This window comes from Streptomyces auratus (assembly GCF_050433025.1).
GTDB classification, from domain to species: Bacteria; Actinomycetota; Actinomycetes; order Streptomycetales; family Streptomycetaceae; genus Streptomyces; species Streptomyces sioyaensis.
The window spans coordinates 632,029-657,553 of record NZ_JBNGCB010000001.1 but is presented as its reverse complement, the minus strand read 5'-3'; the positions used below and the strand labels follow the sequence as shown (position 1 = coordinate 657,553).

17 protein-coding genes and 1 pseudogene are annotated in these 25,525 nt (G+C 71.3%); 12 read left to right on the top strand and 6 right to left on the bottom strand.

The window, feature by feature from the left end; translation table 11 throughout:
• Positions 1–1,034 precede the first annotated feature (1,034 nt).
• The 3 genes from BKA18_RS02645 (at position 1,035) to BKA18_RS02635 (ending at position 4,359) form a co-directional block, all read left to right on the top strand.
• A complete protein-coding gene (locus tag BKA18_RS02645) occupies positions 1,035–2,672 on the top strand; it encodes an APC family permease (RefSeq protein ID WP_366045918.1) in 1,638 nt (545 codons plus the stop codon).
• 191 nt (positions 2,673–2,863) lie between these two features.
• Positions 2,864–4,033 (top strand): inorganic phosphate transporter, encoded by a 1,170-nt coding sequence (locus BKA18_RS02640; RefSeq protein WP_429638123.1) that lies wholly within the window; start codon positions 2,864–2,866, stop codon positions 4,031–4,033.
• 80 nt (positions 4,034–4,113) lie between these two features.
• Positions 4,114–4,359 (top strand): hypothetical protein, encoded by a 246-nt coding sequence (locus BKA18_RS02635; protein ID WP_093481688.1) that lies wholly within the window; start codon positions 4,114–4,116, stop codon positions 4,357–4,359.
• Positions 4,360–4,382: 23 nt separating this feature from the next.
• Here the strand turns inward: BKA18_RS02635 and BKA18_RS02630 are convergent, their stop codons facing one another.
• The gene (locus BKA18_RS02630; RefSeq protein ID WP_366045917.1) at positions 4,383–5,888 is read right to left on the bottom strand and encodes a glutamate synthase subunit beta; all 1,506 of its coding nucleotides are present in this window, start codon (positions 5,886–5,888) and stop codon (positions 4,383–4,385) included.
• Positions 5,889–6,131: 243 nt separating this feature from the next.
• Here BKA18_RS02630 and BKA18_RS02625 point away from each other — a divergent pair, with 243 nt between their 5' ends.
• The 5 genes from BKA18_RS02625 (at position 6,132) to BKA18_RS02605 (ending at position 14,592) form a co-directional block, all read left to right on the top strand.
• Positions 6,132–8,201, top strand: a complete 2,070-nt coding sequence (locus BKA18_RS02625) for a SpoIIE family protein phosphatase (RefSeq protein ID WP_366045916.1) — start codon at positions 6,132–6,134, stop codon at positions 8,199–8,201.
• A gap of 284 nt (positions 8,202–8,485) precedes the next feature.
• On the top strand, positions 8,486–9,859 hold the full coding sequence (locus BKA18_RS02620) for an MFS transporter (RefSeq protein ID WP_366045915.1): 1,374 nt from the start codon (positions 8,486–8,488) through the stop codon (positions 9,857–9,859).
• A complete protein-coding gene (locus BKA18_RS02615; RefSeq protein ID WP_366045914.1) occupies positions 9,856–11,721 on the top strand; it encodes a S9 family peptidase in 1,866 nt (621 codons plus the stop codon). The genes BKA18_RS02620 and BKA18_RS02615 overlap by 4 nt, the downstream gene beginning before the upstream one ends.
• A gap of 248 nt (positions 11,722–11,969) precedes the next feature.
• Positions 11,970–13,901, top strand: a complete 1,932-nt coding sequence (locus BKA18_RS02610) for a RiPP maturation radical SAM C-methyltransferase (RefSeq protein WP_366045913.1) — start codon at positions 11,970–11,972, stop codon at positions 13,899–13,901.
• A 22-nt stretch (positions 13,902–13,923) separates the two neighbouring features.
• Positions 13,924–14,592 (top strand): DUF5825 family protein, encoded by a 669-nt coding sequence (locus BKA18_RS02605; RefSeq protein ID WP_366045912.1) that lies wholly within the window; start codon positions 13,924–13,926, stop codon positions 14,590–14,592.
• A gap of 24 nt (positions 14,593–14,616) precedes the next feature.
• On the opposite strand, the gene BKA18_RS02600 is transcribed toward BKA18_RS02605, so the two are convergent.
• The 5 genes and pseudogenes from BKA18_RS02600 to BKA18_RS02580 form a co-directional block, all read right to left on the bottom strand.
• Positions 14,617–16,410, bottom strand: coding sequence for an ATP-binding SpoIIE family protein phosphatase (locus tag BKA18_RS02600; RefSeq protein WP_366045911.1), 1,794 nt, complete (start codon positions 16,408–16,410; stop codon positions 14,617–14,619).
• Positions 16,411–16,474: 64 nt separating this feature from the next.
• A complete protein-coding gene (locus tag BKA18_RS02595) occupies positions 16,475–17,176 on the bottom strand; it encodes a class I SAM-dependent DNA methyltransferase (protein ID WP_366045910.1) in 702 nt (233 codons plus the stop codon).
• A gap of 173 nt (positions 17,177–17,349) precedes the next feature.
• Positions 17,350–18,207, bottom strand: a complete 858-nt coding sequence (locus BKA18_RS02590; RefSeq protein ID WP_366045909.1) for an RNA polymerase sigma factor SigF — start codon at positions 18,205–18,207, stop codon at positions 17,350–17,352.
• Positions 18,208–18,333: 126 nt separating this feature from the next.
• A pseudogene (locus BKA18_RS02585) lies at positions 18,334–18,663 on the bottom strand (glutamate synthase-related protein); the annotation flags it as partial.
• A gap of 131 nt (positions 18,664–18,794) precedes the next feature.
• Positions 18,795–20,762: an APC family permease gene (locus BKA18_RS02580; protein WP_366045908.1), complete on the bottom strand. Its 1,968-nt coding sequence runs from the start codon at positions 20,760–20,762 to the stop codon at positions 18,795–18,797.
• Between the two features lie 509 nt (positions 20,763–21,271).
• Here BKA18_RS02580 and ggt point away from each other — a divergent pair.
• The 4 genes from ggt (at position 21,272) to BKA18_RS02560 (ending at position 25,456) form a co-directional block, all read left to right on the top strand.
• Positions 21,272–23,116 (top strand): gamma-glutamyltransferase, encoded by a 1,845-nt coding sequence (ggt, locus tag BKA18_RS02575; protein WP_366045907.1) that lies wholly within the window; start codon positions 21,272–21,274, stop codon positions 23,114–23,116.
• A 244-nt stretch (positions 23,117–23,360) separates the two neighbouring features.
• On the top strand, positions 23,361–24,065 hold the full coding sequence (locus BKA18_RS02570; protein WP_366045906.1) for an N-acyl homoserine lactonase family protein: 705 nt from the start codon (positions 23,361–23,363) through the stop codon (positions 24,063–24,065).
• Between the two features lie 124 nt (positions 24,066–24,189).
• Positions 24,190–24,681, top strand: a complete 492-nt coding sequence (locus BKA18_RS02565) for a hypothetical protein (RefSeq protein ID WP_366045905.1) — start codon at positions 24,190–24,192, stop codon at positions 24,679–24,681.
• 94 nt (positions 24,682–24,775) lie between these two features.
• Complete coding sequence (locus BKA18_RS02560) at positions 24,776–25,456, top strand: DUF305 domain-containing protein (protein WP_366045904.1); 681 nt, start codon at positions 24,776–24,778, stop codon at positions 25,454–25,456.
• Positions 25,457–25,525 lie beyond the last annotated feature (69 nt).

Here is a 25,525-nt window from a genome sequence, read left to right as displayed (position 1 = left end):
ATTTTCGCCACCACGGCCGCCCCTGCCGGGCGCCAGGATGGTGCCGCGGACCCCGTGCCCGGATATCGAACAGGGGTTCACGTAATGCGTAACGAACCCGGGGCCCGGCCGAGTTGATACGCCTCTGGGGTCCGTGGCGGGCGCGTCCGTCAAGTGACGTACGTGGGTGCCCAGTTGTGCCCCCTGCGGCCTCATGGCCGCCCGGACGCCCGACCGTGCGCCGGTCGGGGTCCCGGGCGGGTGCCGTAGGTGGTCCGGAACTCCCCATCTCCCCGGCGGATGTTGAGGGCGAGCCGTTTGCGCAAGGAGCGTCTTGATGGCCCATACATCGTTTATCCGCCCGCCGTCGAAGAGTATGTCGGCTTCTTCGATCAGAACTCCGAAACCTTCTTTGGGCTCCAGGGAGTCGGTAGGTGCGGAAAATTTCAGATCCGGTCGGGAGTGCTCGCCACGGGTGTCGTCCGGTCAAAGTCGCCGCTTCTTCGGTGTCCTTCCCCCCTATTGCGCTCCTCATCCTCCTATTTGCCCCGAGGGGTGACGCGGCGGCCGCGGGGGAGCGGGTTCACGGAGTGGGCCCGGAGGCTGTGAGCCCGGCGCTCGGGCGGGCCGGCCGCCGCCTGACCACCCGGTATGCCGAGGTGGGGAGCGCCCTGACTCGCCCGGTCCACGCACTGCCGCGGGGTGAGGGGCGTGGCGCGGCGAAGATCCATTGCGGAAATACCGGCCGCGGGAGCAGGGCTTTCTCCGGTCATGACAATGCCCCGCCGAGAAACCTCAAGATTTCCTCAAGTGGACGCAGCGGCGACATACGGATGAGTGACCGGATTGTTGCTGAGTGCTACCTCGGCCACCCGTAGAACCCTTCCCTGCCTATCTTCCGCCGAATGTCCACAGTAACGAGTCGAGAGTTAGGTAATGACTTTCTAAAGGAAGGTCACGGAATATAACTATTCAGCCAATGGCTCTTTGCAGGGCTCTGAATGCTCCCTAATCTGAGGCAAATTTTGAGCCAGTCCTGTCTTGAAAGGCCTCTTATGGCAAGCGTTGACGAGATCGCTCCCGTCAAGCCACGTGCATCCGGCTCTCTTCGCCGGGATGTAGGACTCATCGGTCTGATGTGGGCCTCCGTCGGTTCCATCATCGGGTCCGGTTGGCTGTACGGAGCACAGAAGGCCGTAGTGGTCGCGGGCCCGGCGGCGCTGATCTCCTGGTGTATCGGCGCGGTCGCGATCGTCCTGCTGGCACTGGTGCACGCCGAGCTCGGCGGCCTCTTCCCGGTGGCCGGCGGTACGGCGCGCTACCCGCACTACGCCTTCGGCGGCCTGGCCGGCATGTCGTTCGGCTGGTTCTCCTGGCTCCAAGCGGCAACGGTGGCTCCGATCGAGGTCGAGGCCATGATCGGTTACGCCGGTCACTGGTCCTGGGCCCAGGGCTTCCTGCACGCGAACGGGACTCTCACCACGAGCGGCTTCATCGTCGCCGTCTTCCTGATGGCGATCTTCGTCGCGGTGAACTTCCTCGGTGTGAAGGTGCTGGCGCACACCAACAGCGCGGCGACCTGGTGGAAGATCGCCGTCCCGCTCGGGGCGATCTTCGTGATCGCGGCCACCAACTTCCACCCGCACAACTTCACGTCGCACGGCTTCGCACCGTTCGGCGCCAAGGGCGTGCTCAGCGCCATCAGCACCAGCGGCATCATCTTCGCGCTGCTCGGCTTCGAGCAGGCCATCCAGCTCGCGGGCGAGAGCCGCAACCCCAAGCGCGACCTGCCGCGCGCCACGATCGGGTCGGTCCTGATCGGCGCGGTCATCTACGTCGCGCTCCAGGTGGTCTACATCGGTGCACTGCCGGTGGCCTCCTTCATGCACGGCTGGGCCAAGCTGGACTACGCCGGCATCAGCGGCCCGTGGGCCGGTCTGGCCACCGTCATCGGTCTGGGCTGGCTGGGCTGGGTCCTGTACGCGGACGCGATCATCTCTCCCGGTGGCACCGGCCTGATCTACGCCACCTCGACCTCGCGTATCTCCTACGGCCTGAGCAAGAACGGCTATGCGCCCCGGCTCTTCGAGAAGACCAACGGCCGCGGCGTGCCGTGGTTCGGCCTGATCATCTCGTTCGTGACCGGCGTGATCTGCTTCCTGCCCTTCCCCAGCTGGCAGGAGCTGGTCTCCTTCATCACCTCGGCGAGCGTGCTGATGTACGCCGGCGCCCCGCTGGCCTTCGGGGTGTTCCGTGACCGGCTGCCGAACCACGAGCGTCCGTACCGGCTGCCCGGCGGCAAGGTGATCTCGCCGCTGTCCTTCGTCGTCGCGAGCCTGATCATCTACTGGGCCGGCTGGGAGACCCTCCAGCGGCTCGGCTGGGCGATCATCATCGGGTATGTGCTGCTCGGCAGCTATGCCTGGTACGCGACGAAGAAGCAGCTGCCGAACGCCCCGCGCCTGGACTGGAAGGCCGCGCAGTGGCTTCCGGTGTACCTGATCGGCATGGGCCTGATCTCCTGGCAGGGCGGCTTCGGCGGCCAGAGCCACATCCCGATGTGGTGGGACATGGCGCTCGTCACGGCGTTCGCCGTGGTGATCTACTTCTGGGCCCGCAGCACCGCGGTGTCGGGTGCGGAGATCGAGCAGAACATCGAGGAGGTCGCCGTCGTCGACGAGGGCGGTCACTGATCCCGCTGCGTGATCTGAACTGACGCACACAAGCCGATGGGTTCGGCCGGGCAACCGGCCGGGCCCATCGGCTTGTGTGCGCCCCGGCCCGTGGGCAGGGGGCGGGACGGCCGGTGCAGTGGTCGGCTGCCGCCGCACGGCGAGGCTCGGCAGGCCCAGTCCGTTACTTACTGTAACGTCACGTGTCCGGAATGTGCGTTTCTGGACTGGAGGTCTCGGTGGGCGACGTCTCGCTCCTGCTCGTTGCGGTGATCGTCACGGCACTCGCCTTCGACTTCACCAACGGGTTCCACGACACGGCCAACTCGATGGCCACCTCCATCGCCACCGGGGCCCTGGCTCCACGGGCCGCCGTGCTGATCGCGGGGGTCCTCAATCTGGCGGGCGCATTCCTGTCCACGACGGTCGCCAAGACGATCTCCGGCGGGATCGTGAACGACAACAAGGTCAGCCTCACGATGATCTTCGCCGGGCTGCTCGGGGCGATCCTGTGGAACATGCTCACCTGGCTCGCGGGCCTGCCGTCGAGCTCGTCGCACGCGCTGTTCGGCGGGCTGATCGGGGCGGTCTGGGTCGCGGCGGGCACCAGCGCGGTCCGGTTCGGGCAGGTGGTGGAGAAGATCGTGCTCCCCGCCGTGATCTCGCCGGCCGTGGCGTGTGCGGCGGCCCTGCTGGCGACGTACCTCGCCTACGTGATCACCCGTCATGCGCCGCGCGGGCCCGTCAACCGTGCGTACCGGACAGGGCAGATCGGTTCCGCCTCCCTGGTCGCGCTGGCCCACGGGACGAACGACGCCCAGAAGACCATGGGCGTGATCACGCTGGCCCTGATCTCCGCCGGTGTGCTGGGCCAGGGCGCGGAACCGCCGTGGTGGGTGATCCTCAGCGCGGGGCTGGCGATCTCGCTGGGTACGTATGCGGGCGGATGGCGGATCATCAGGACCATGGGCAGGGGGCTGACCGACATCCAGTCGCCCCAGGGGTTCACCGCGGAGACCACGGCCACCACCGTCATCCTGACGTCCTCGCACATGGGGTTCCCGCTGTCGACCACGCAGGTCTGTGCGGGCGGGATCCTCGGCGCGGGCCTCGGCCGGAAGCTGGCCGAGATCCGGTGGGGGATCGCCGGCCGGATCGCGGTGTCCTGGGTGCTCACGCTCCCGGCCGCCGCCGCGGTCGGTGGCAGTTCGGCCTGGCTGGCGGGGCACGGCACCGGCGGTCTCGTGCTGGCGGCGGGGGCCGCGCTGGTCGCGGTCGGCGGGATGTACGCGCTGTCCCGGCGTCATCCCGTGCACGCCAAGAACGTCAATGAAGTCCCCGACGAGGCGCAGCAGGACCAACCCGACGACCTCATGGCGTGACCGTGGCGCCGGCGGCCGGCCCGCCCGTTGGAGAGCATGCGTACGGCCCCGTCGGGGCGTCACAGAAAGAGGCGTGAGACATGCACATCGACTGGCACGGTCTCGTCGTGGTCTGCGTCGTCAGCCTGACCCTGGTCACCCTGCTCGTGGTGGTCTTCTCGCTCGGGATCATCGCGCTGGCCCGCTCCCACAGACTGCGGATGAACGGGACGGGGCGCGGCAGCGTGGCGGATCCGCTGGCACGGGCCACCGCGTTTCTCTGCTTTGCGCTCTGCGCCGCCCTCGGCGGCTACGGGATCCATCTGATCGTTTCTCAGTCGCCGTAGCCGCGCAAAGCGCGGGCGCCGCCTCACGCCACCAGCGGCCGGTCCTTGGCGGAGACGGGGGACGGGAGTTCGGTTGAGCCGGTGAGATAGCGGTCGGTGGCCGCCGCGGCGGAGCGTCCTTCCGCGATCGCCCACACCACCAGCGACTGGCCGCGTCCCGCGTCGCCCGCGACGAACACCCCGTCCGTCCCGCGGCGGACCGGCCACGCGTCCTGCTGCGCCCCCTCGGCCGCGAAGCCGGCGTCCCGGGCGAAATTCCCCCGGTCGTCCAGCGCGAGCCCGAGCTGCTCCATGAGTCCACCCCGTTCCGGACCGGAGAAGCCGAGGGCGAGCAGCACCAGCTCCGCCGGGATCTCGCGCTCGGTGTCCGGCCGCGGCTTCCTGGCCGTGGGCTCCACCTCCGTCAGGTGCAGTGCGCGGACCCGGCCGGACGTGTCCCCCTCGAAGCGGAGCGTGGCGGAGGAGAAGAGCCGGGGATCCGTGCCCTCCCGGCCCCGGGCCTCTTCGTGCGCATGGGAGATCCGGAACACCTTCGGATAGACGGGCCAGGGCTGGGCCTCCGGCCGGACGTCGCCCGGCTCCGGGTTGATGTCGAGCTGCACCACGGAGGCCGCGCCCTGCCGCAGGGCGGTGCCCAGGCAGTCCGAGCCGGTGTCCCCGCCACCGACGATCACCACATGCTTGCCCTCGGCGGTGAGCGGCGGCGAGCCGTAGTCGCCCTCCGTGACGCGGTTGGCGAGCGTCAGATAGTCCATGGCCTGATGGATGCCGGACAGCTCGCGGCCCGGGACGGCGAGCTCGCGCCGCTCCATGGCGCCGACGGCGACCACCACCGCATCGTGCCGCCGGGTGAGCTCGGTGGCGTCGAGGTCGCGGCCGATGTCCACCCCCGTACGGAACTTGGTGCCCTCCGCCGCCATCTGCGCGATACGGCGCTCCAGGTGCCACTTCTCGAGCTTGAACTCGGGGATGCCGTAGCGCAGCAGCCCGCCGATGCGGTCGGCGCGCTCGTAGACCGCGACGGTGTGCCCGATACGGGTGAGCTGCTGTGCCGCCGCCAGTCCCGCGGGTCCCGAGCCGATGACGGCCACGCTCTTTCCGCTGAGCCGCTGCGGTGGATGCGGCGCGGTGTACCCGCGCTCCCAGCTCTGGTCGGCGATGGCCTGCTCGACGTTCTTGATCGTCACCGGATCGGCATTGAGGGCCAGGACGCAGGCGTCCTCGCAGGGTGCCGGGCACAGCCGCCCGGTGAACTCGGGGAAGTTGTTCGTCGCATGCAGCCGCTCGGCCGCGGCCCGCCAGTCGCCCCGCCGTGCGTACGCGTTCCACTCGGGGATGAGGTTTCCCAGCGGGCAGCCGCTGTGGCAGAACGGTATGCCGCAGTCCATGCAGCGCCCCGCCTGCTCCGAGATGAGCGGCAGCAGCGCCTGCCCGGCGTAGACCTCGTGCCAGTCGTGCAGCCGCTCCTCGACGGGGCGCGCCGCCACGGGCCGTCGGGGGGTCTTGAGGAAGCCGTAAGGGTCGGTCATACGACGCCTCCATCGCTCGCTCGCGGTGCAATACGGCGTCCTGGTCAGCCTACGCCCGCTTTGTACGGCTTTATAGGCCTTCGCGTGATTTTGTCGTCGGTAGTGCCGAGTCGGTGAGCGGCGTCCCCGGCCCCGCGGCGGTCCGAGGTGTCCGTACGTGCGTGACGAGCGCAGAATTGAGAGAGCCGCTCCGCCGCGCCGGGCGGAGCAGCCGGCCCGCGCGACGGCCGGAAGGGAAAGCCGGTGTCATCAGATCGGCCGAGCGATGCGAGGGCCCGGGGTCCGCTCTGGTCCGAGCCCGGGTCGCTGCTGGAGCACGTGGCGGTGGCCGTGTGCGGCATCGATGACGACAACCGGATCTGCTACTGGGGCCCGGGCGCCCAGGACCTCTTCGGCTACCGCGCCGCCGAGGCGCTCTCGCGGCCCGGCGCATTCCTCTTCCGCGGAACCGCCGGCGGCGGCGCCGAAGAGGACGTATGCGCCCGCATGGCCGACCGCGGCCGTACCGAGGGCTACTGGCGCGGCCGCCGGCGCGTCAGACATCGGGACGGCACGGACTTCGACTGCGGATTCCGGGTCTTCCCGGTGACCGGCGAGGCGGGGCACACGGTGGTGATGGCCCTGGCGAGCCGCAGCGATGAGCTGGACCGGGTCAAGACCAACCTCGCCTTCCTCGACGCCCTCTTCGCGACCTGCCCCATCGGCCTGGTCATGCTCGACGAGGAACTGCGCTACCGCCACCTCAACCAGGCCCTCGCCGATATGAACGGGCTGCCCATCGAGGAACACCTCGGGCGCCACCTCGCCGACATCATGATCACCTCGGACGACGGTGAGTACGAGCGCCTGCTGCGCTCCGTCGCCACCGAGGGCAGGACCGTCAAGGGGGTGCGGGTGGGGATGCGTACCCGCGGCCACCCGGACCGGGACAGGGTGCTGTCGGTGAGCTTCTTCCCGCTCACCCAGGCCGTCGGCAGCCGGCCCGGCGTCGGCGGGCTGCTGGTCGACGTCACCGACCAGGAGCAGGCCATCGTGGAGGCCACCGCCAGCCGTCAGCGGCTGGCGCTGCTGGACCGGGCCTCGGCCCGCATCGGCACCACCCTGGACGTGGAGGTCACGGCCCAGGAACTGGTCGACGCCGCGGTGCCGGACTTCTGTGACGGATCCGTCGTGGAGCTCGTGGACTGGCGGAACGAGAGCGAGGCGTTCGACCCGGCGCTGCCCGTGGACACCCGGCGGATCGCCTCCGGCACCGTGTTGCCCGCTCCCGCGACGGAGCTGGTCAGCGGGCTGAAAGTGGTGCACTACCCGCCGGGCTCCGCCATCCACCAGATGCTGCGGTCCGGCCGTCCGATCTGTGTGCCGGTGAACGACGACTTCCTGGCGCGGACGGTGCTCGACGCCTCGCGGGCCCGGCTGATGGCCGACAGCGGGCTGGTCGCCCTCCTCCTCGCCCCGCTCATCGCCCGGGGAACGGTCCAGGGACTCGCCATCTTCGGCCGGTCCGCCCGCCGGGCGGACTTCACCGAGCAGGACCTCAGCCTGGCCGGAGAGCTCGCCTCGCGTGCCGCGCTGTGCCTGGACAACGCGCGGCTGTACAGCCGGGAGAGGAACATCGGGCTCACCCTCCAACGGGCCCTGCTGCCCAGCTATCTGGCGCCCAGCCCGTATCTGCACCTCGCGCACCGCTATCTGCCCGGCAGTCGCGTCACCGAGGTCGGCGGCGACTGGTACGACGTGATCGCGCTGCCCGATCACCGGGTCGCCCTGGTCGTCGGTGACGTCATGGGGCACGGGGTCTCGGCCGCCGCGTCGATGGGCCGGCTGCGGATCACGGCCAAGGCGCTGGCCCGGCACGACCAGGAACCGGCCGAGCTGCTCGGCGAACTCGACCAGTGTGCGCAGGAGGCCGGTATCGAGCTGGCGACCTGCCTCTACATCCGCTACGACCCCCTCACCGGACGCACCCGGCTCGCCAGCGCCGGTCATCCGCCGCCCCTGGTCCGGCACCCCGACGGCCGGATCGAGATCATCGACGAGGTGCTGGGAGTCCCCCTCGGGATCGGCGGCGCCACCTTCCGCACGGCGGAGATCGGCCTGCCCGACGACGCCGTCCTCGCCCTGTACACCGACGGCCTCATCGAGGCGCGGGGCCGCGACATCGACGAGGGTCTGCACCAGCTCCAGGAGGAACTGGCCCGGATTCCCGGCTCGTTGGAGGTCGCGGCCGACCGCATCCTCTCCCGTCTCGTGGCGAGCTCGCCGGCCGATGACACCGTTCTGCTCCTCGCCCGCGTACACCGCCGGCAGTAGCGGGCGCCTGCGGGGAGGGGGACGGCGGGTGGCGCGCGACGGCGGGCTCGCCGGCCCCGGCAGGCGGTCGGCTCACCCGTCCCGGCCGGCGGTCGGCTCGCCCGCCCCGGCCGGTGTCTGCGGACCGCTCCGGGTGGGCGACATGCCGCCCGAAGGTGTTCATGGACCGACATCTTGTGGCCTGCGTCACTGTCTGGTTAAGCTCCGGCACGCTTCGGACACATTTCCTCCGCAAGTTGACCTTTTGGTGACGTCGATCTTCATGGTCGACCCACGGATACGGGGTGGCTTCGCATGGAACGGCGCACATCGGCACCCCCGGCGGATGCCTCACCGCACGGCTTACGCCTGACGTCACCGGCGAGACCAGCCCCGGGCCGTACCCGGTGACCGGTTCCGCCCCGGCGACGGCATCCGCCGTTCCACCGGCCCAAGTGCGGCGCGACATGCGGCTGTTCTGGTGCGCGGGCACCTGTGACGCGCTGGGCAGCCAGCTGTCCGGGCTCGTCCTGCCGCTGTTGCTGCTGAGCCTGGGCCGGACACCCGCCGAGGTCGGGGCCGTCGCCGGGGTCTGCGCGGCCGCCACGCTGCTCCTCGGCCCCTTCGCCGCGGTACCCGCCGACCGTGGGGCGCGAAAGAAGGTGATGGTGGGCGCCGCGCTGGTGTCCGCCGCCGCGATGACCGGCGTCGCGCTGGCCGTCCGGTCCGGCGCGGTCCCGATGGCCGTACTCATCGGCGCCGTACTCCTCGAGCGGTCCGCGACCTCCTGCTATGAGGCGGCGTCGCTCGGCACCGTCGCCCTGGTGTGTCCGCCGGCGGAACACCGGCGGGTGCTGTCCCGATTACAGGCGGGGGAGCGGGGCGCCCTGGTCCTCGGGCCCGCCCTGGGCGGGGTGCTCTTCCAGGCCGGACGCTGGCTGCCGTTCCTCGCCGACGCCCTCTCGTATGTCGTCGCGGCGGGCTGCATCCGTGCCCTGCGTACCGAGTTGTCCCCGCCCCGGGAGCAGCGGCCGCCGGCCGGCAGCCCGCGCCGGACCTGGCGCGCGGCGGCCGCGGAAGCCGGGGCCGGGGTGGCGCTGATCCGTTGCGAGCCCCTCCTACGGCTGGCCCTGGGGTGGCTCTCGGCCGTCAACGCGCTGCTCGCCGCGCTGTATTACACGACGGTCTTCGCCCTGCAGGACCAGGGCCGCGGCGCGGCGGGGCCGGGTCTCGTCCTCGCGCTCGCCGGGGCGGCCGGGCTGGCCGGCGCGCTGCTCGCGCCCCGACTGGCCGGCCGGCGCTCCCCGACGCGCGTGCTGGTGGCGGTGTCCTGGCTGATGGTGCCGCCCGCCGCGGCCCTGGCGGCGGCCCGCGACGCCTGGCAATTCGGCCTGCTCTTCGGCCTGTTGTGTCTGCTCACGCCGCTGGCCACCGTGGCATTGCAGGCCCGCATCATCCAGGTCGTACCGCCCGGACTCCAGGCCCGCACCGGCACCGTGCTGGCCACCGCGTCCGGCGCGGCCGCGGCCCTGGCACCGGCCCTCGCCGGGCTGGCCGCCGACCGGGTCGGGCCCGGGACCACCCTCGTGGGCTGCGCCGTCCTACTGACCGCGGTCGCGCTCCATGCGACCTGGGCGGCACCGGCCCTCACCCGCGGCACGGGGGAGGAGCCCGCATGAGCCCGAACACGGCACGTCCCGCCGAAGCCCCGCCCCACGGCACCGGCTTCCGGGTCTACCGGCCGGCGCTCCCCGAGGTCTGCCCGCGCGACCCGGCCCGCATGGCCCTGGCCGCGGACGCCGGCGGCCGCTGCGAGATCTTCACCTGGCACGCCGCCACCGGCACCGCACGCCAGGTCACCGACAGCCCGGACGGCACCCTGCACTGCGCCCTCGATGCCGACGCCCGGGTGTGGTGGTTCGCCGAGGACCGGCGCGGCGCCGGGCGCTGGTACTTCCAGGAGTTCGACGGCGGACCAAGGCTGCCCGGCCTGACCGGTCTGCCCGCGGGCCTGCCGCACGGACTCGCCGTCAGCCACGCCGGGACGGTGGCCATCGGCCTCGGCGACGGCCACGGCATGACCGTGCACCTCGGCATGCCGGGCGGTCCGGCCCGGGCGGTGCACACCGTCGACGGCCATGCGCTGCTGGCGGGCATCTCGCCGTCCGGCGGGCTGCTGGCCCTGTCGGGCGCGGCCGGCTCCGACCGGGCGGTCACCCTCCTGACCTGCTCCGGGGCCCTGCTCGACCAGCTCTCCGGACGTACCGGCCGGCTGTGGGCGCTCGGCTTCGCGCCGTCCCCGGCCGGCACCGAACTGCTGCTGGTCCAGGAGGCCGACGGCCACTACCGGCTGGCCACCTGGCGGCCCGGCGCGGGGCTGCGGGCCCAGGACTGGTGCCGGTTCGACACCGAGATCACCGCGCGCTGGTACCCCGAAGGGCGCCGGGTCCTCGTCCGCCAGGACTGCCACGGCCGCTCCACCCTCGCGGCCGCCGACCTCGACCGGCGCACCCTGACCCCGGTGCCCTCCCCGCCCGGCACCCTGCTCGATGCCGCCCCGCACCCGGGCGACGACGTGCACTACCTCTGGACCGATGCGGCCACCCCGCCGCAGATGCGCTCGACCGCCGGCACCCGCCTCCCGGCGCTCGCCACCCTGCCGGCCCGGGTACCCGGCCGGCACCGCGAGCTGTGGACCCCCGGCCCGGACGGGCCCGTGCACACCCTGCTCAGCGAACCGGACTCGGCCCCCGGCCGGCGTCCCCCGCTGGTGTTCCTGGTGCACGGCGGCCCCGCCGACCACGACCGCGACGCCTACGACCCGGAGGTGCACTCCCTGGTCGCCTCCGGGTTCGCGGTCGCCCGGGTCAACTACCGCGGCTCCACCGGCTACGGGCCTCGCTGGCGCACCGCGTTCGGTGCGGGCGTCGGGCTCACCCAGGTCGCCGACCTCGTCGCGGTCCGCACCGATCTGCTGCGCCGCGGCCTGGCCCGCGAGGACGCGATCGGTCTGTGGGGCACCTCCTGGGGCGGCTACCTGGCGCTGCTGGCGCTCGGCACCCGCCCGGACCTGTGGCAGGCGGGGGTCGCCGTCAAACCGGTCGCCGACTGCGTGGCGGCCCACCGTACGGGCACCCCCGCGCTGCGGGCCCTGGACGAGCGGCTGTTCGGCGGCACCCCCGACGACGTACCCGATCGCTACGCGCGCAGCTCACCGCTCCACTACGCCGCCGAGGTCCGCGCCCCGCTGCTGGTGATCGCCGCCACCCTCGACGCCAAATGCCCGCCCGGCCAGGTACGCGGCTACCTCACCGCCCTGCGGGAGGCCGGTGTGCCGCATGAGTCCCTGTGGCTGGAGACCGGCCACGACGGATACACCGGCGCACACCACGTGGCCGTACTGCGGCGCGCCATGGGCTTCCTGGACCGGCATCTGCGCCGCGCCCCCGCGGCCCCTCGAACTCCCCGTTCCGCAGCGGACGGGGTCTTCGGAGGCACCGGCCCATCCGGTGCCGCCGAGTGCACGACGCACGTTCCATAACTCGCCAGGACAGGAGAACAGCCATGCAGAAGGACATCATCCACAACGACCCGCTCGCGGGTGACGAAGAGAACCGCCGGCCGAGCATCGGCGTCACGGTGACCGTACCGTTCCGCAACGCCGAGGACACCGAGGAGGACTGACCCTCCCCGGCCGGCCCGGTGCCACCGGGCCGGCCGGACCCGTGCACCGCACCGGCCGGCCGCCGGCCGCCCGCCACCCCACCCGCTGCCGCACGTGGAGCCGATATGCGCGTCCTGCTGGTCAATATGCCCTGGTCCCCGATCGATCTGCCCTCGCTGGCCCTCGGAATCCTCAGACGAAGCGTCGACGAGCGCACCTCCGGGCACGCCGATGTCCTGCACGCCAACCTGGAGTTCACCGACTGGATCACCCGGCGTACCGCCTTCACCGGGGACGACTACCAGTTCTATGCGCTCTCCTCGTACTTCATGGGATGCGGCGACTGGGTGTTCTCCTCCGCGCTCTACGACGATCCCGAGTGGCGCGCCGAGGAGTTCAGCGCCTCGATGCGCGGCAAACTGCGCGCGGAACGGTTGCAGATGTCGCATGAACTGCACCGCGTGGTACCGGAGTTCGTCCAGGAGATCGCCGGGCGGATCGTCGCCGCCGGCCCCGACGTCGTCGGCTTCACCTCCACCTTCCAGCAGAACACCGCGGCGCTGGCCGCCGCCAAATACGTCAAGCGCCTCGCCCCGCACATCAAGACCGTCATGGGCGGCGCCAACTGCGACGCCGAGCAGGGCGCCGCCGCCCACCGCAACTTCGGCTTCCTGGACTTCGTGGTCCGCGGCGAGGGCGAGGCCGCCTTCCCGCAGCTCCTCACCGCCCTGGACGAGGGCACCGAGCCGTCCGCCGTCCACGGGCTGTGCCACCGGCAGGCCGACGGCACCAGCATCGCCAACCCGATGAGCACCAGCCCGCTGCCGCCCGCCACCATCCTCCCGCCCGACTACAGCGGCTACTTCGAGCGGCTGGCGTCCTCCGTGGCGCGCAACTGGGTGGAGCCCAAGCTCGTCGTCGAGGGGGCCCGCGGCTGCTGGTGGGGCGAGAAGCACCACTGCACGTTCTGCGGCCTCAACGGCTCCTTCATGCAGTTCCGCAGCAAGAGCCCCGACACCTTCCTCGAAGAGATCATGGACCTGGCCCGCCGCCACCGGGTGCTGGACATGTACCTCGTCGACAACATCCTCGACATGGGCTACCTCACCACAGTCCTGCCCCGCATCATCGACAGTGGCCACGACCTGCGGATGCACATCGAGATCAAGGCGAACATGCGCCGGGCCCAGCTGCGCACCCTCGCCGAGGCCGGAATGATCTACGTCCAGCCGGGCATCGAGAGCCTGAACAGCCGGGTGCTCGACCTGATGGACAAGGGCGTGAGCGGCTGTCAGAACGTCCGGATGCTGCGCGACGGAGCCGAGACCGGACTCTCCGTCTCCTGGAACTACCTCCACGGCTTCCCCGGCGAGACCGCCGCCGACTACGAGCCCGTGATCGCCCAGATACCGGCCCTGGAACACCTCAACCCGCCGGTCGACCTGTCCGCCCGCATCGCGATCGAACGCTTCAGCCCGTACTTCAACCGGCCCGAACTCGGCTTCACCGGCCTGCGCCCCGAGGAGCACTACCGCTTCACCTACGACCTGCCCGAGTCCGAACTGCTCGATCTGGCCTATGTCTTCGAGGCACCGGAACGCGGCATCACCGCGCCCACCGTCACCGCGCTCAACGACGCCCTCGGCGCCTGGAAGAAGCACCACGCGGACAGCCGGCTCACCCACGCCGACCTCGGCGACCGCATCGTGCTCGTCAGCCGCCGGCGCGCCTTCGACTGGGGCGCCATGGAACTCACCGAGCCGCTGGAGACCGCGGCCTTCCGGCTCCTCGACCAGCCGCACGCCCCCGCCGCCCTGATCCGCAAGCTCGCCGCGCGGCTGCCTGCCCACCCCATCGACGCGGCAGCGGTCCACGCCCTCCTCCAGCACTGGGTGACGCTCGGCCTGGTCTTCACCGACGGCGGCCAGTACGTCCATCTGGCACCGGCGGCCGTCAACGAGGACCTGCTGCGGCTCGACTTCATGCGCCACACCCATGCCGCCCCCGCCCCGCAGGAACAGCCGGACGCCGCCGCCCGCGCCGTCGCCCACGTCTGACGCCGGTCCACGAGGAGACACCATGCCCAGCACCGCCACCCCCACCGGGCCGACGCTCAGCGCCTGGCGGGACTACGACGAAGCCGCCTGCGCACTGCCCGGCATGAGCCTGGGCGCCCTCGTTCCGGCCGGCCCGCCGACGGAACAGGCCGACCGGCTGTGGGAACTCGGGGTACGCCGGGTGCGGTTCGCCGAGGAGATCGACCTGACCGCGGTCAACGAACCCGGCGCCGCCGCTCGCGCGGTCCAACGGCTGTGCCTCATACGCGACTTGACGGCGCGCGCGGTCCTGGTGGAGTGGCAGCTGCACCTGCCCGCGGAGCCCGACGACGGCTGGCGCGACCTCAGCCACCTCCAGCCGCCCGGTACCCTCACCGGCCTCGCCGACCCGGCGGCCGCGCTCACCCAGTGGCGCAACGAGCACTACCTCTGCAAATGCCTGTGGCGCCAGGGCCCGGGTTTCGTCCAGATCCGCGACCGCCGGTGGGGCGACCTGCGCCGCTTCACCGCGGACGAGCCCGCATACCGGGAGGCGATCGACAAGCTGGCCTACGGCGCCCCGCCGTCGGCCGTGCCCGAGGCCATCACCGCCGACTTCCTGGCGGAACGGCTGATCGCCCGCACCGGACCGCTGCTGTGGTGGCTGCCGTACCGGGTGAACCGGTGGATCCAGGAGGCGATGGCCATCTGACCCCGGGCCGGGCGCGGACCGGGGTCAGGGTGCGCTGGGCGTCTTCCGGCGGCGCTCCTCGGGCATCTGCTGCTCGAACCAGACGACCTTGCCCGTGCTCAACCGCGTCGCTCCCCAGCGCTGGGCCAGCCGGTCGACCAGGAACAGGCCGCGCCCGCCCTCGTCACCCGCCTGCGCGCGCCGCATCCGGGGCACCTGCGGGGAATCGTCGCCCACCTCGCACCGCAGCACATCGGTGCGCAGCAGCCGCAGCGCGATCGGCCGGGAGGCATAGCGCACCGCGTTCGTCACCACCTCGCTGACCATGAGCTCGGTCGCATCGAGCATCGAGTCCAGCCCCCAGCGGTGCAGTGCCCGGCGGGTCAACTTCCGGGCCCGGCCCGCCGTTTGGGGCTGCGGGCTGAGGAACCAGTAGGCGACATTGAGCGGCGGGAACCCGTCGAACCGGGCGGCGAGCAGCGCGACATCGTCGTCCAGGCTCTCCGGTTCCAGGATGTTCAGCACCGCGTCGCAGAGCATGTCCAGCGGCGGGGACCCGAACGCGTCGGCGGCGGCCTGCAGACGGGCGCGCAGCAGCTCCACCCCTGCCCAGACATCCCGCTCCCGGGACTCGACCAGGCCGTCGGTGTACAGCAGCAGGGTCGCTCCGGTGGGCGCGGGCATCTCCACCGATTCGAAGGGCACGCCGCCCACCCCGATCGGCGCGCCGGGCGGGATCTGCAGCACCTCTCCGAAGCCGTCCGGGTGCAGCAGCACCGGGGGCGGATGTCCCGCGTCGGCGATCAGCAGCCGCTGGGCTATCGGGTCGTAGATGGCGTAGAGGCAGGTCGCCAGGTGCTCGCTGCCCAGACGCTGGGCCTGCTCGTCGAGGTGATGCAGTACCTCCTCCGGCGGCAGATCGAGCCCGGCGAGGGTCTGCACGGTGGTACGCAGCTGCCCCATGATCGCGGCGGAGGTCATGGAGTGGCCCAGGACGTCGCCGACGACCAGCGCGACGCGGTTGCCGGGCAGCGGAATCGCGTCGTACCAGTCGCCGCCCACCTGGGCGGTGTCGGCAGCCGGCAGATACCGGCTCGCCAGCCGGACGCCCGTGGTCCGGGGCAGCGACGAGGGCAGCATCGTGAGCTGGAGCGCGTCCGCCATGGAGGCCTCGTGGCCGGACACCCTCGCCTTGTCGATGCCGAGCGCGGCATGGGTGGCCAGCTGCGAGGCGACGAGCAGATCGTCCTTGGTGAAGGCGGGCCGGCCGGCCCCGCGCAGCAGGGCGACGGTGCCCAGGACGTGCCGGCGGCCGTACAGCGGGGCGACGATCAGCCGCCGGCCCGGTGACGTGGTCGCCGGCAGGCTCGCCACCGGCTCCAGCAGGGCGGTCACCGTGGGCACGAGCCCGGGGGCGTCGCCGAACACGGGCCGCCCGGCCAGCAGCATCCCGACGAACCGTCCGCTCACCGTCAGCGGTGCGAACTCGGCGGCCCCCGCAGGCGCCTCGGTGACCGAAGCCTCCGGCCCCTGGGCCATGCTGTGCAGCCGCAGGACGCTCGGCTCGGCCGGCTCCGCCTCCCCGCTCGGCAGCGGATCCCGCAGATGGACGAGGATCGCGTCGGCGAACGCGGGGATCGCCGCCCGGCACAGTTCCCCCAGCGTCTCGTCCCGGTCGCTGCCCCATGCGATCCGCCGCGTCGCGCTTTCCAGGTACCGCAGACGGTCGGTCTGTGCCTCGGCGCCACGCTCCGCTTCCCCCCGGGCACCCTCCGCAGGGCGCCCCCCGGATCCGGCGGGGAGCCTGCCGGGTCCGTGGTGGGGGGTGCGGGGCTCCATCACTCGTGCGTGTCCGTCACTCGTGGGTGTCCGTCCGGTGGGTGCCAGGACGTACCGGGCGGCCTCAGTCGCGCCGTCGGCAGCGCAGAAAGAGCTGCTCCTCGGGCGGTACGTCCGAGACCGACGGGGCGTAGGTGTACGAGGTCTCCTCGACGACCCCGAAGTCCGCCGCCTCGATGACCTTGCGCAGGTCCTCCCGCAGATAGCCGGACACCCGGATGGTGTTGCCGAGGAACGGCATCGTGAAGTAGTCGACGTCGGCCTCCACCATCGCGAGCGCGAACAGGCCACCGGGGACCAGCAGGTCGTGGATCGTGTGCAGCGCGAGGGGGATCTCGGCACGCGGCAGCATCAGCAGGGAGAAGAACGCCGCGACCGCGTCGAAGCGGCCCAGGTCGTGGGGGCCGCCGGGCGCCAGGTCGGCGATGTCCAGCCGGTGGAACGTTGCATCGGGCACATATTTACGGGCGAGCTCGACCATCCCATGGGACAGATCGACGCCGACCACCTCGCACCCCGCGTCCACCAGCTGCCGAGCGGTCGGAAGGCCGGTTCCGCAGCCGAGGTCGAGTACGCGGGAGCCGCCCGGCAGCGAGCGGATCAGCCACTCGCCGGCCGCGAGCTGTCCCTCTTTGAACGGGAACGCCTCGTCATAGCGGTCACCGATCGCATCGAACGCCTCGGCCTGCCCCTCGCGGTCGGGCCGTACGTCCTCGCCACCGGTCTCGTCGCTCCCGTAACCGGTCTCCAGGAATCCGTCGCTCACGAATTACGCCTCTTCACGTGCGTCTATTCGATTACTTCCATCATGCACCCCACCCCGGCCCACGGCCCGTACGGAGGGCGTACGACGCTACGGTCCCGGGGCGGGCGCCCCAACGACCGCGGGCGGGCACCCGGCCTGCACGGCCGGAGCCCGCCCGACGGGAACGGTCCCGGTCAGCGGTCGCTGAGCATGCCGGCGCGCAGCTTGGTCAGGGTGCGGGTGAGCAGACGGGAGACGTGCATCTGGGAGACGCCGAGCTCGGCGCCGATCTGGGACTGGGTCATCTCCTGCCCGAAGCGCAGCTCGATCAGCTGGCGCTCCCGCTCGTCGAGCTCCTGCAGCAGCGGTGCGAGGGCGTGCAGGTCCTCGACGGTCCCCATGGCCGGATCCTCTTCGCCCAGGACATCGGCGAGGGCACGACGCTGGTGGGAGGGGTCGGGATCGGTGGGGGTGTCCAGCGAGCCGGCGCAGTAGCCGTTGGCCGCGACGATCCCCTCGATCACCTCGTCCTCCGACAGGTCCAGATGGGCGGCGAGTTCCTGGACCGTGGGGTCGCGGTCGAGCTGGACATGGAGCTCTTCCTTGGCCTTCGCCAGATCGCTGCGCAGCTCCTGCAGCCGGCGCGGGACGTGCACCGCCCAGCCGGTGTCGCGGAAGAAGCGCTTGATCTCGCCCAGGATGTAGGGCACGGCGAAGGTGGAGAACTCGACCTCACGGGAGAGGTCGAAGCGGTCGATGGCCTTGATCAGTCCGATCGTGCCGACCTGGATGATGTCTTCCATGTCGTCGCCACGATTGCGGTAGCGACGCGCGACGTAGCGCACCATCGACATGTTCATCTCGATGAGCGTGTTCCGCGCGTACTGGTACTCGTGCGTGCCCTCGTCGAGGAACCGCAGCCGGTCGAAGAACTGCTTCGACAGCTCCCTCGCGTCCCTCGGGGCCACCGCGCTGGGGCACTCCACCTCCGGCAGTTCTGCGGCCAGGTCGGAGTGCTGCTCGGTTGTGGTGTCGTTCACGACGGTGGTCATCATGCCTCCCTGCGCGTCCGGCACACGCGAACGCACAGCGGCCGCCTACCCAGCAAGAACACTCCTATGCGGGTGACTTGCCAGTTCAACGCACTCGGACGCTCGGACATCGAGAAGCGGCCCGTCTCAGACACCGAAGTGATCGGGGTCGGCCGCCGCCCGGTCCGCGGCCCAGTCCGGCGGCGGGTCCGCCGGCAACTCGCCGGGGCGCAGCCAGTCGTAGAGCTCCTCGTACGACCGGACGGTGAGCGGATCGATCCGCCGGTGCAGCATCCAGGGCCGCAGGCCGTCCGGATTCCGGACGCCCATGGAGCCCATGATCTGCAGGGCGCTGTGCACCGTTGCCTTCTGGAACCTGTGCACGCGCGCGGACTTGTCACCGACGTCCAGGGCTCGGCCCCGGCGCGGATCCTGGGTCGCCACTCCGACCGGGCAGGTACCGGTGTGGCGGCGCTGGGTCAGATCGGCCGGGTCAGATCGGCCACCCCGAGCACGCCGAGCGCCAGGCCCTTACGTCGAGGGGAAGTTGTGGATAACTCCGGGCGGACGGCAGGGAAGCGGGCCGGCTGTGGTCCGCGCGCCGTCGTTCAGCCCACGTGGACATGAGGGCGGCGGGCCCGGTCGGGTTCGGCCTCGCGGAGGACCTCGCGGGTGACGGGGGCGACCTCGCCCTGGCCGAACAGGAAGAAGCGCAGGAACTGGGCGAAGGGGTTGCCTTCGGTCCACTCGAAGTAGATGTGCGGCCGATGCCCGGTGGCATCGCGTACGTGCAGCAGCAGAGCGGCCAGGGCGTTGGAGACGGCGGGGCTCTCCAGGCAGAGCACGCGGTAGCGGTTGTGCAGCACCTCGCCGCGTACCCGCAGTTCGCTCTCGAACTCGGACGGGTCGCCGATGGTGACCTCGACGAAGATGAAGTCCTCGGACGTGGGGATGTCGTTGTCCGAGCGGATCTGCTGGAGCTTGTCGCGGTACTCGGCGACATCGCGCTGGTCGGGCTCGTTCGCGATGAGGCGGATCTTGCGCTGGGCGATATCGCGGATGAACCGCTGGGCGATGTCGTCGAGCACCACGCTGGTCACCCGCAGCTCGAAGGAGCGGGCGAGGCGGGAGAGGAACGACAGCAGGATGATGCCGGTGATGAAGCAGGCGCCGATCTTGACGCCGTCGGGGCGCTCGATGATGTTCGCGATCGTGGTGTAGACGAACACCACGGCGATCACGGCGAAGGCGATCCACCAGCCGTGCTCACGGGCGCGCCGGGCGGCGAGGGTCACCGCGATCGCGGCGGAGCTGATCAGGACCAGGACGCCGGTGGCATAAGCGCCGCCCTGGGCGTCCACGTTGGCGTCGAAGAGCCAGGTCACGAGGAACGCGATCAGGGTGAAGATCAGCACCATCGGACGCACCGCCCGGGCCCAGTGGGGCGCCATGCCGTAGCGCGGCAGATACTGGGGCATGAGGTTGAGCAGGCCGGCCATGGCCGAGGCGCCGGCGAACCACAGGATGGCGATGGTGGACACGTCGTAGACGGTGCCGAAGGCGGAGCCCAGATACTCATGGGCCAGATAGGCCAGCGCGCGCCCATTGGCCGAACCCCCGGGCTGGAACGCTTCCTTGGGGATGAGCAGGGTCGTCACGAAGCTGGTGATGATGAGGAAGACGCTCATGATGACGGCCGCGGTGGTGAGCAGCTTCTTCGCCCCGCGGATTCGCCCCACCGGCCGTTCCTCGGTGTCAGCTGCGTCGCCCTCGATATGGGGCATGACCGCCACGCCGGTCTCGAAGCCGGACAGGCCCAGCGCCAGCTTCGGGAAGACCAGCAGCGCCACTCCGATCATCGCCAGGACGTTGCCGTGCTCGGCGGTCAGCGCCTGGGACCAGTCGGGGATGACCTGCGCGGCGGTGACCACATGCCACAGCGCGACGACGACCACGACCGCGTTGAGTCCCAGATAGAGGGCCACGAGGACGACCGCCACCCCGATCGCCTCCAGGAAGCCCTTGAGGAACACCGCACCGAGCAGGGCGATCAGGACGAGTGTGATGACCAGTTGCTGGTGCTGGAGGACGTTGCTGACGTGCGGGTTCTCCACCAGGTGGGTGGCGGCGTCGGCCGCCGACAGGGTGATGGTGATGAGGAAGTCGGTGGCGGCGAAACCCAGCAGGGTCAGGACGAACAGCTTGCCCTTCCAGAAGGTCAGCAGCCGCTCCAGCATCGCGATCGACCCCTGGCCGTGCGGACTCTCCTCGGCCACCCGCCGGTAGACCGGCAGCGCCCCGGCGAGCGTCACCACGACCAGCACGACGGTGGCCACCGGCGACAGCAGTCCCGCAGCCAGAGCGGCGATGCCCGGCTGATAGCCGAGGGTGGAGAAGTAGTCCACACCGGTCAGACACATCACCCGCCACCACCGCTGCCCCCGTACGACCCCCTGGGGGGCGGCGTGCGGACCGGGGTGGTGCTTGGCCATGTCGGCCAGCCCCTCCAGCATCCACGCCCGGAAGCGATGCCGCACTGCGGTCCCGGACGAACCGGCAGGGGCGGAGGCGGCCATCGTGTGCTCCTGTCGTACCGCGAAAGGATCCAGCCATCTACGCGACGGCCAGGTCAGGGTACGCATTGACACCATGCCGACCATGGTGTTCGCCGACGTGGCGGCCGCGTGTCCACCGGAGTGGTGGCACGGACTCCGGAGCGACGCCGGGCGCGGCGGGGCGGGCCGCCGTGGTGGCCGGGCCCCGCTCAGGTCCCCGGGGCGCTCGGGGGTGCTCGGGGTGGACGGCAGCATGCTTCCCGCCCTCGGGGCGCGCGTCCCCCTGGCCTCGGGTGCCGACTCACCTGCAAAAGCGTCAACGGGCCGGGGGAAAGGGGGAGTTGCTTCCCTGCGCCTACGCCGCGCCCGCGGCTCCGAAGCGGACCACCGCATCCCCCCACCCCTCTGAGGTTACCGAGGGGAAACCTCAGATCTCACGCAAACCTTGCAGCTCAGCGTTGATCCGCCACTCGAACGGTGCCAGGGTTTCGGGAATTCCCTGCACACCACAGCGAAATCCTGGAGGCCGTATGGCTGTCCGTCGTGCCGCTGTCGCCGCCGCGTCCGCGGCAGCGCTCAGTCTTTCCCTGCTGGCCACGTCCTGCAGTGCCGGCGGGACCGCGTCCGCCGCCGAGGCCACGCCGCCGGCCCCCGCGAAGAAGGCGGTCGCCACCGGCAGCGGCGGCGCGGTGTCCAGCGTCAACCCGTATGCCTCCCGCGCGGGGCTGGAGGTGCTGCGCAAGGGGGGCAACGCCGTGGACGCGGCGGTGGCAACCGCTGCCGCGCTCGGCGTGGTCGAGCCCTACTCCGCGGGAGTGGGGGGCGGCGGCTACATGGTCTACTACGACGCCAAGGCCAAGAAGGTGCGCACCATCGACGGCCGGGAGACCGCGCCGGCCGCCATGCGCGCGGACTCGTTCCTCGACCCCAAGACCGGCAAGCCGCTGCCCAGCGAGGACGCGATCAACTCGGGGCTGTCGGTCGGTGTCCCGGGCACGCCGGCCACCTGGGACAAGGCGCTCAAGAGCTGGGGCACGGTCTCCTTGGCGAAGGCCCTGCACCCGGCCACCCGGATCGCCGACGACGGCTTCGTGGTCAACAAGGAGTTCCGGGCCCAGACGGCCATGAACGAGAAGCGCTTCCGTGACATCAAGTCCACCTCGGACCTGTTCCTGCCCAAGGGCGAGCTCCCGGTGGTCGGCTCCCGCTTCCGCAACCCCGACCTCGCCCGGACCTACCGCCAGCTCGCCGGGGAAGGCGTGGACGCGCTCTACCACGGCAGCATAGGCCGCGATGTGGCGCGGACCGTCCAGAAGCCGCCCATGGCACCCGGCGCCCACCACCAGGCCCGGCCCGGCCTGATGAAGCCGGGCGACCTCGCCCGCTACACGACCGAACGCCGGGACCCGACCCGGATCAAGTACCACGGGCTGGACGTCTACTCCATGGCGCCGTCCTCCTCGGGCGGCACCACGGTCGGCGAGGCGCTGAACATCCTGGACGACTTCCACCTCTCGAAGGCCGACAAGACGCAGGCCCTGCACCACTACCTGGAAGCCAGCCGGATCTCCTTCGCGGACCGCAACCGCTGGGTGGGCGACCCGGCGTTCTCGGATGTGCCCACCAAGCCCCTCCTCTCCAAGGAGTTCGCCAAGAGCCGGTCCTGCCTGATCCGTTCCGACAAGGCACTGACCAGCCCGCTGGCCCCGGCGGACCCCCGCCACCCGGACTCGGGCTGCCAGGGCAAGACCGGGAGCAAGCAACCGCACGAGGGGCCCTCGACCACGCATCTGGTCGCCGCGGACCGCTGGGGCAACGTCGTCTCCTACACCCTGACGATCGAGCAGACCGGTGGCTCGGCCATCACCGTGCCCGGCCGCGGATTCCTGCTCAACAACGAGCTGACCGACTTCGACTTCGCGCCCCTCACCAAGGGGACGCCGGACCCGAACCTGCCGGGCCCGGGCAAGCGCCCGCGGAGCAGCATGTCCCCGACGATCGTCCTGCGGGACGGCAAGCCGATGATGGCCGTCGGTTCGCCGGGCGGCGCCACGATCATCACCACCGTGCTGCAGACCCTGGTCAACCGACTGGACCTCGGCATGTCGCTACCGGCGGCGGTCGCCGCACCACGTATCTCGCAGCGGAACGCGACGCAGACGGAAGCCGAACCGGCCTTCCTCGACTCGCCCGAACGCAAGAAGCTGGAGGCGCTGGGGCACCGGTTCGTCCTGGCTCCGAAGGCCTTCACCCCCTCACCGGAGATCGGGGCGGTGGCCGCGCTGGAATTCCTGCCCGGCGGCAAGATCACGGCGGTGGCCGAACCCAAGCGCCGTGGCGGCGGCTCGGCCATGGTGCTCCACGAATCCCGCTGACACCCGGCCGTCCCCCTCTGCGCCATGCCGCGGAGGGGGACGGCGCCGCGTTCCGAGGCGTCGGACCAGCCCTTCCGGCCGTCAGGCACCGGCCGGCCGCCCGGGCGCGACCCTCGGGCCGTCCGGGCGGCGCATCGGCGCACCGGGAGGTTCTGCGTCCCCACGCCGATCGCCAGGCGTGCGCATCCGTCCGCCGTCGGCGGAACAGCCGGTGACGGGCATGACGGGCTGTCAGCATGTCCGGATGGGGAATGACACGGCAGTACGCCGACTGGACCTGGGATACATCGTCCGGCCCGCGTCGGAGACCGGCGGCCCGCTACCGCGGGTGGAGCCCGTGCTGGCCTACTTGGTCCGGCATGACCAGGGACTGCTCCTCTTCGACACGGGTATCGGGCACGCGGACCCCGAGACCGAAGCGCACTACCGGCCCCGGCGCCGGGCGTTGCAGGACGCCCTGTCGGCGGCCGGAGTCACGCTCGCCGACATCTCGCTGGTGGTGAACTGCCATCTCCACTTCGACCACTGCGGAGGTAATCCCTTGCTGGGCGGCAAGCCGATTCTGGTGCAGGAAGTCGAGCTGGCCACCGCTCGCCGGGGCGGCTACACGGTCGACGAGCTCATCGACTTCCCCGGCGCCTGCTACGAGGAACTCCCCGGCGAGGCCGAGGTCCGGCCGGGCATCTGGATCCTCCCGACGCCCGGACACACCGACGGGCACCAATCCCTGGTGGTCCGGCGAGGCGACGGCACCGTGATCCTGGCCGGCCAGGCGTACGACCGCGCATCCGAGTTCACCGCGGACCACCTCGCCCGCCACGCCGCACCGCACGCTCCGGACGTACCGCTGCCCACCCCCCGATGGTGGGACCGCCTCGCAGCCCTCGACCCACGACGCGTGCTTTTCGCCCATGACTGCGCGGTCTGGGAACCGCCTGCCGGCCGATAGCCGCCGACAGGCGCGCAGGCGCCCCGAAGCACGGCTCGATCCGCTTGCTTGGGTACGCTGCTCCTCAGGAGGTCCGGCAGCGGTGAAGGTAAACACGAGACGGTGTGTACGAGCAGGTGGCGCCATGGCGCATCTCCTGCTGGTCGTGGTGCTCGCGCTCGGCGTCTTCGTGATGCACACCGTCGGGCATCCCGATGGGACCGCAGGCTCCGGTGGCCACGCCGCGGCAGGCCACACCACCGGCATGGCCGCGATGTCCCGGACCCCGGCCGCCGCCGACACCCCGACGCGCCAGGCACCGCCCGCGCGCTCCGCCCACTCGGGGACCTCCCCATATTCGGGGACTTCTCCATACTCGGGGACTTCCGCCCACTCCGGGACTGCCACCGACGACCCGTCCTCGCACTACGCTCCCGGACCCGGCACGGGCATGAACATGGCCTCGCTGTGCAGCGCCGTGCTCGGCACCTGGGCGCTCGCGATACTGCTGGGCGCGGCCCTCACCCGGACGCCCGGATGGCCGGCGGACCTCCTCGCGAAGGCCGTCGCGCTGCTGCGGCCCAACCCTCCACCTCGTCCACCCGACCTCACCCGGTTGTCCGTCCTGCGGATCTAGGCCGACCCGCCCTCGCGGCCGCGCGCTACGCGCGGCCCGCGAAGCCGCGTACGCGCCCTCCATCTGCACGACCGACAACATGAGGTGTATCGACATGAGTTCCGTCCAGCGCGCCGTCCGACGTCCCCTGAACCGCCGTCTCGCGGCCGTGGGGGTCCTCGCTTCGGGAGTCCTGCTGCTTGCCGCGTGCGGCAGCAACGAGGGGACGAGCGGCACGGATCACGGGAGCACGAGTGCGCCGTCCGCCGCGAAGAAGTCCGGGGCGAACCCTGCCCCGGGGGCGTCCAACGACGCGGACGTCACCTTCGCGCAGAGCATGATCCCGCACCACCAGCAGGCCGTCGAGATGGCCCGACTGGCCGATGGCCGGGCCTCCGACACGGAGATCAAGACCCTGGCGGCGGCGATCGAGAAGGCCCAGGGCCCCGAGATCACGACCATGCGGGGATGGCTCAAGGCGTGGGGCGCCCCGGCGTCGTCCGCGCACAGCATGCCCGGAATGGATCACGGCTCCGGCGGCATGGACCACGGCTCCGGCGGCATGTCCGGGATGATGTCCGCGAAGGACATGACGGACCTCAAGGCCGCCAAGGGCACCGGCTTCGACAGGAAGTTCGCGCAGATGATGATCGGCCATCACAACGGCGCGATCACCATGGCCAAGGCCGAGCAGCGCAACGGCCGTAATGCGACCGCCAAGAAGCTCGCCGGCGACGTCATCAAGAACCAGACCGCCGAGGTCGCGAAGATGAAGAAGATCCTCGACCGGCTCTGATCGCCGCACCTGCGCACGCCGTTGCGGGCCTGTCACCGGCAGGCCCGCAACGGCCCCGCATCCGGCCGC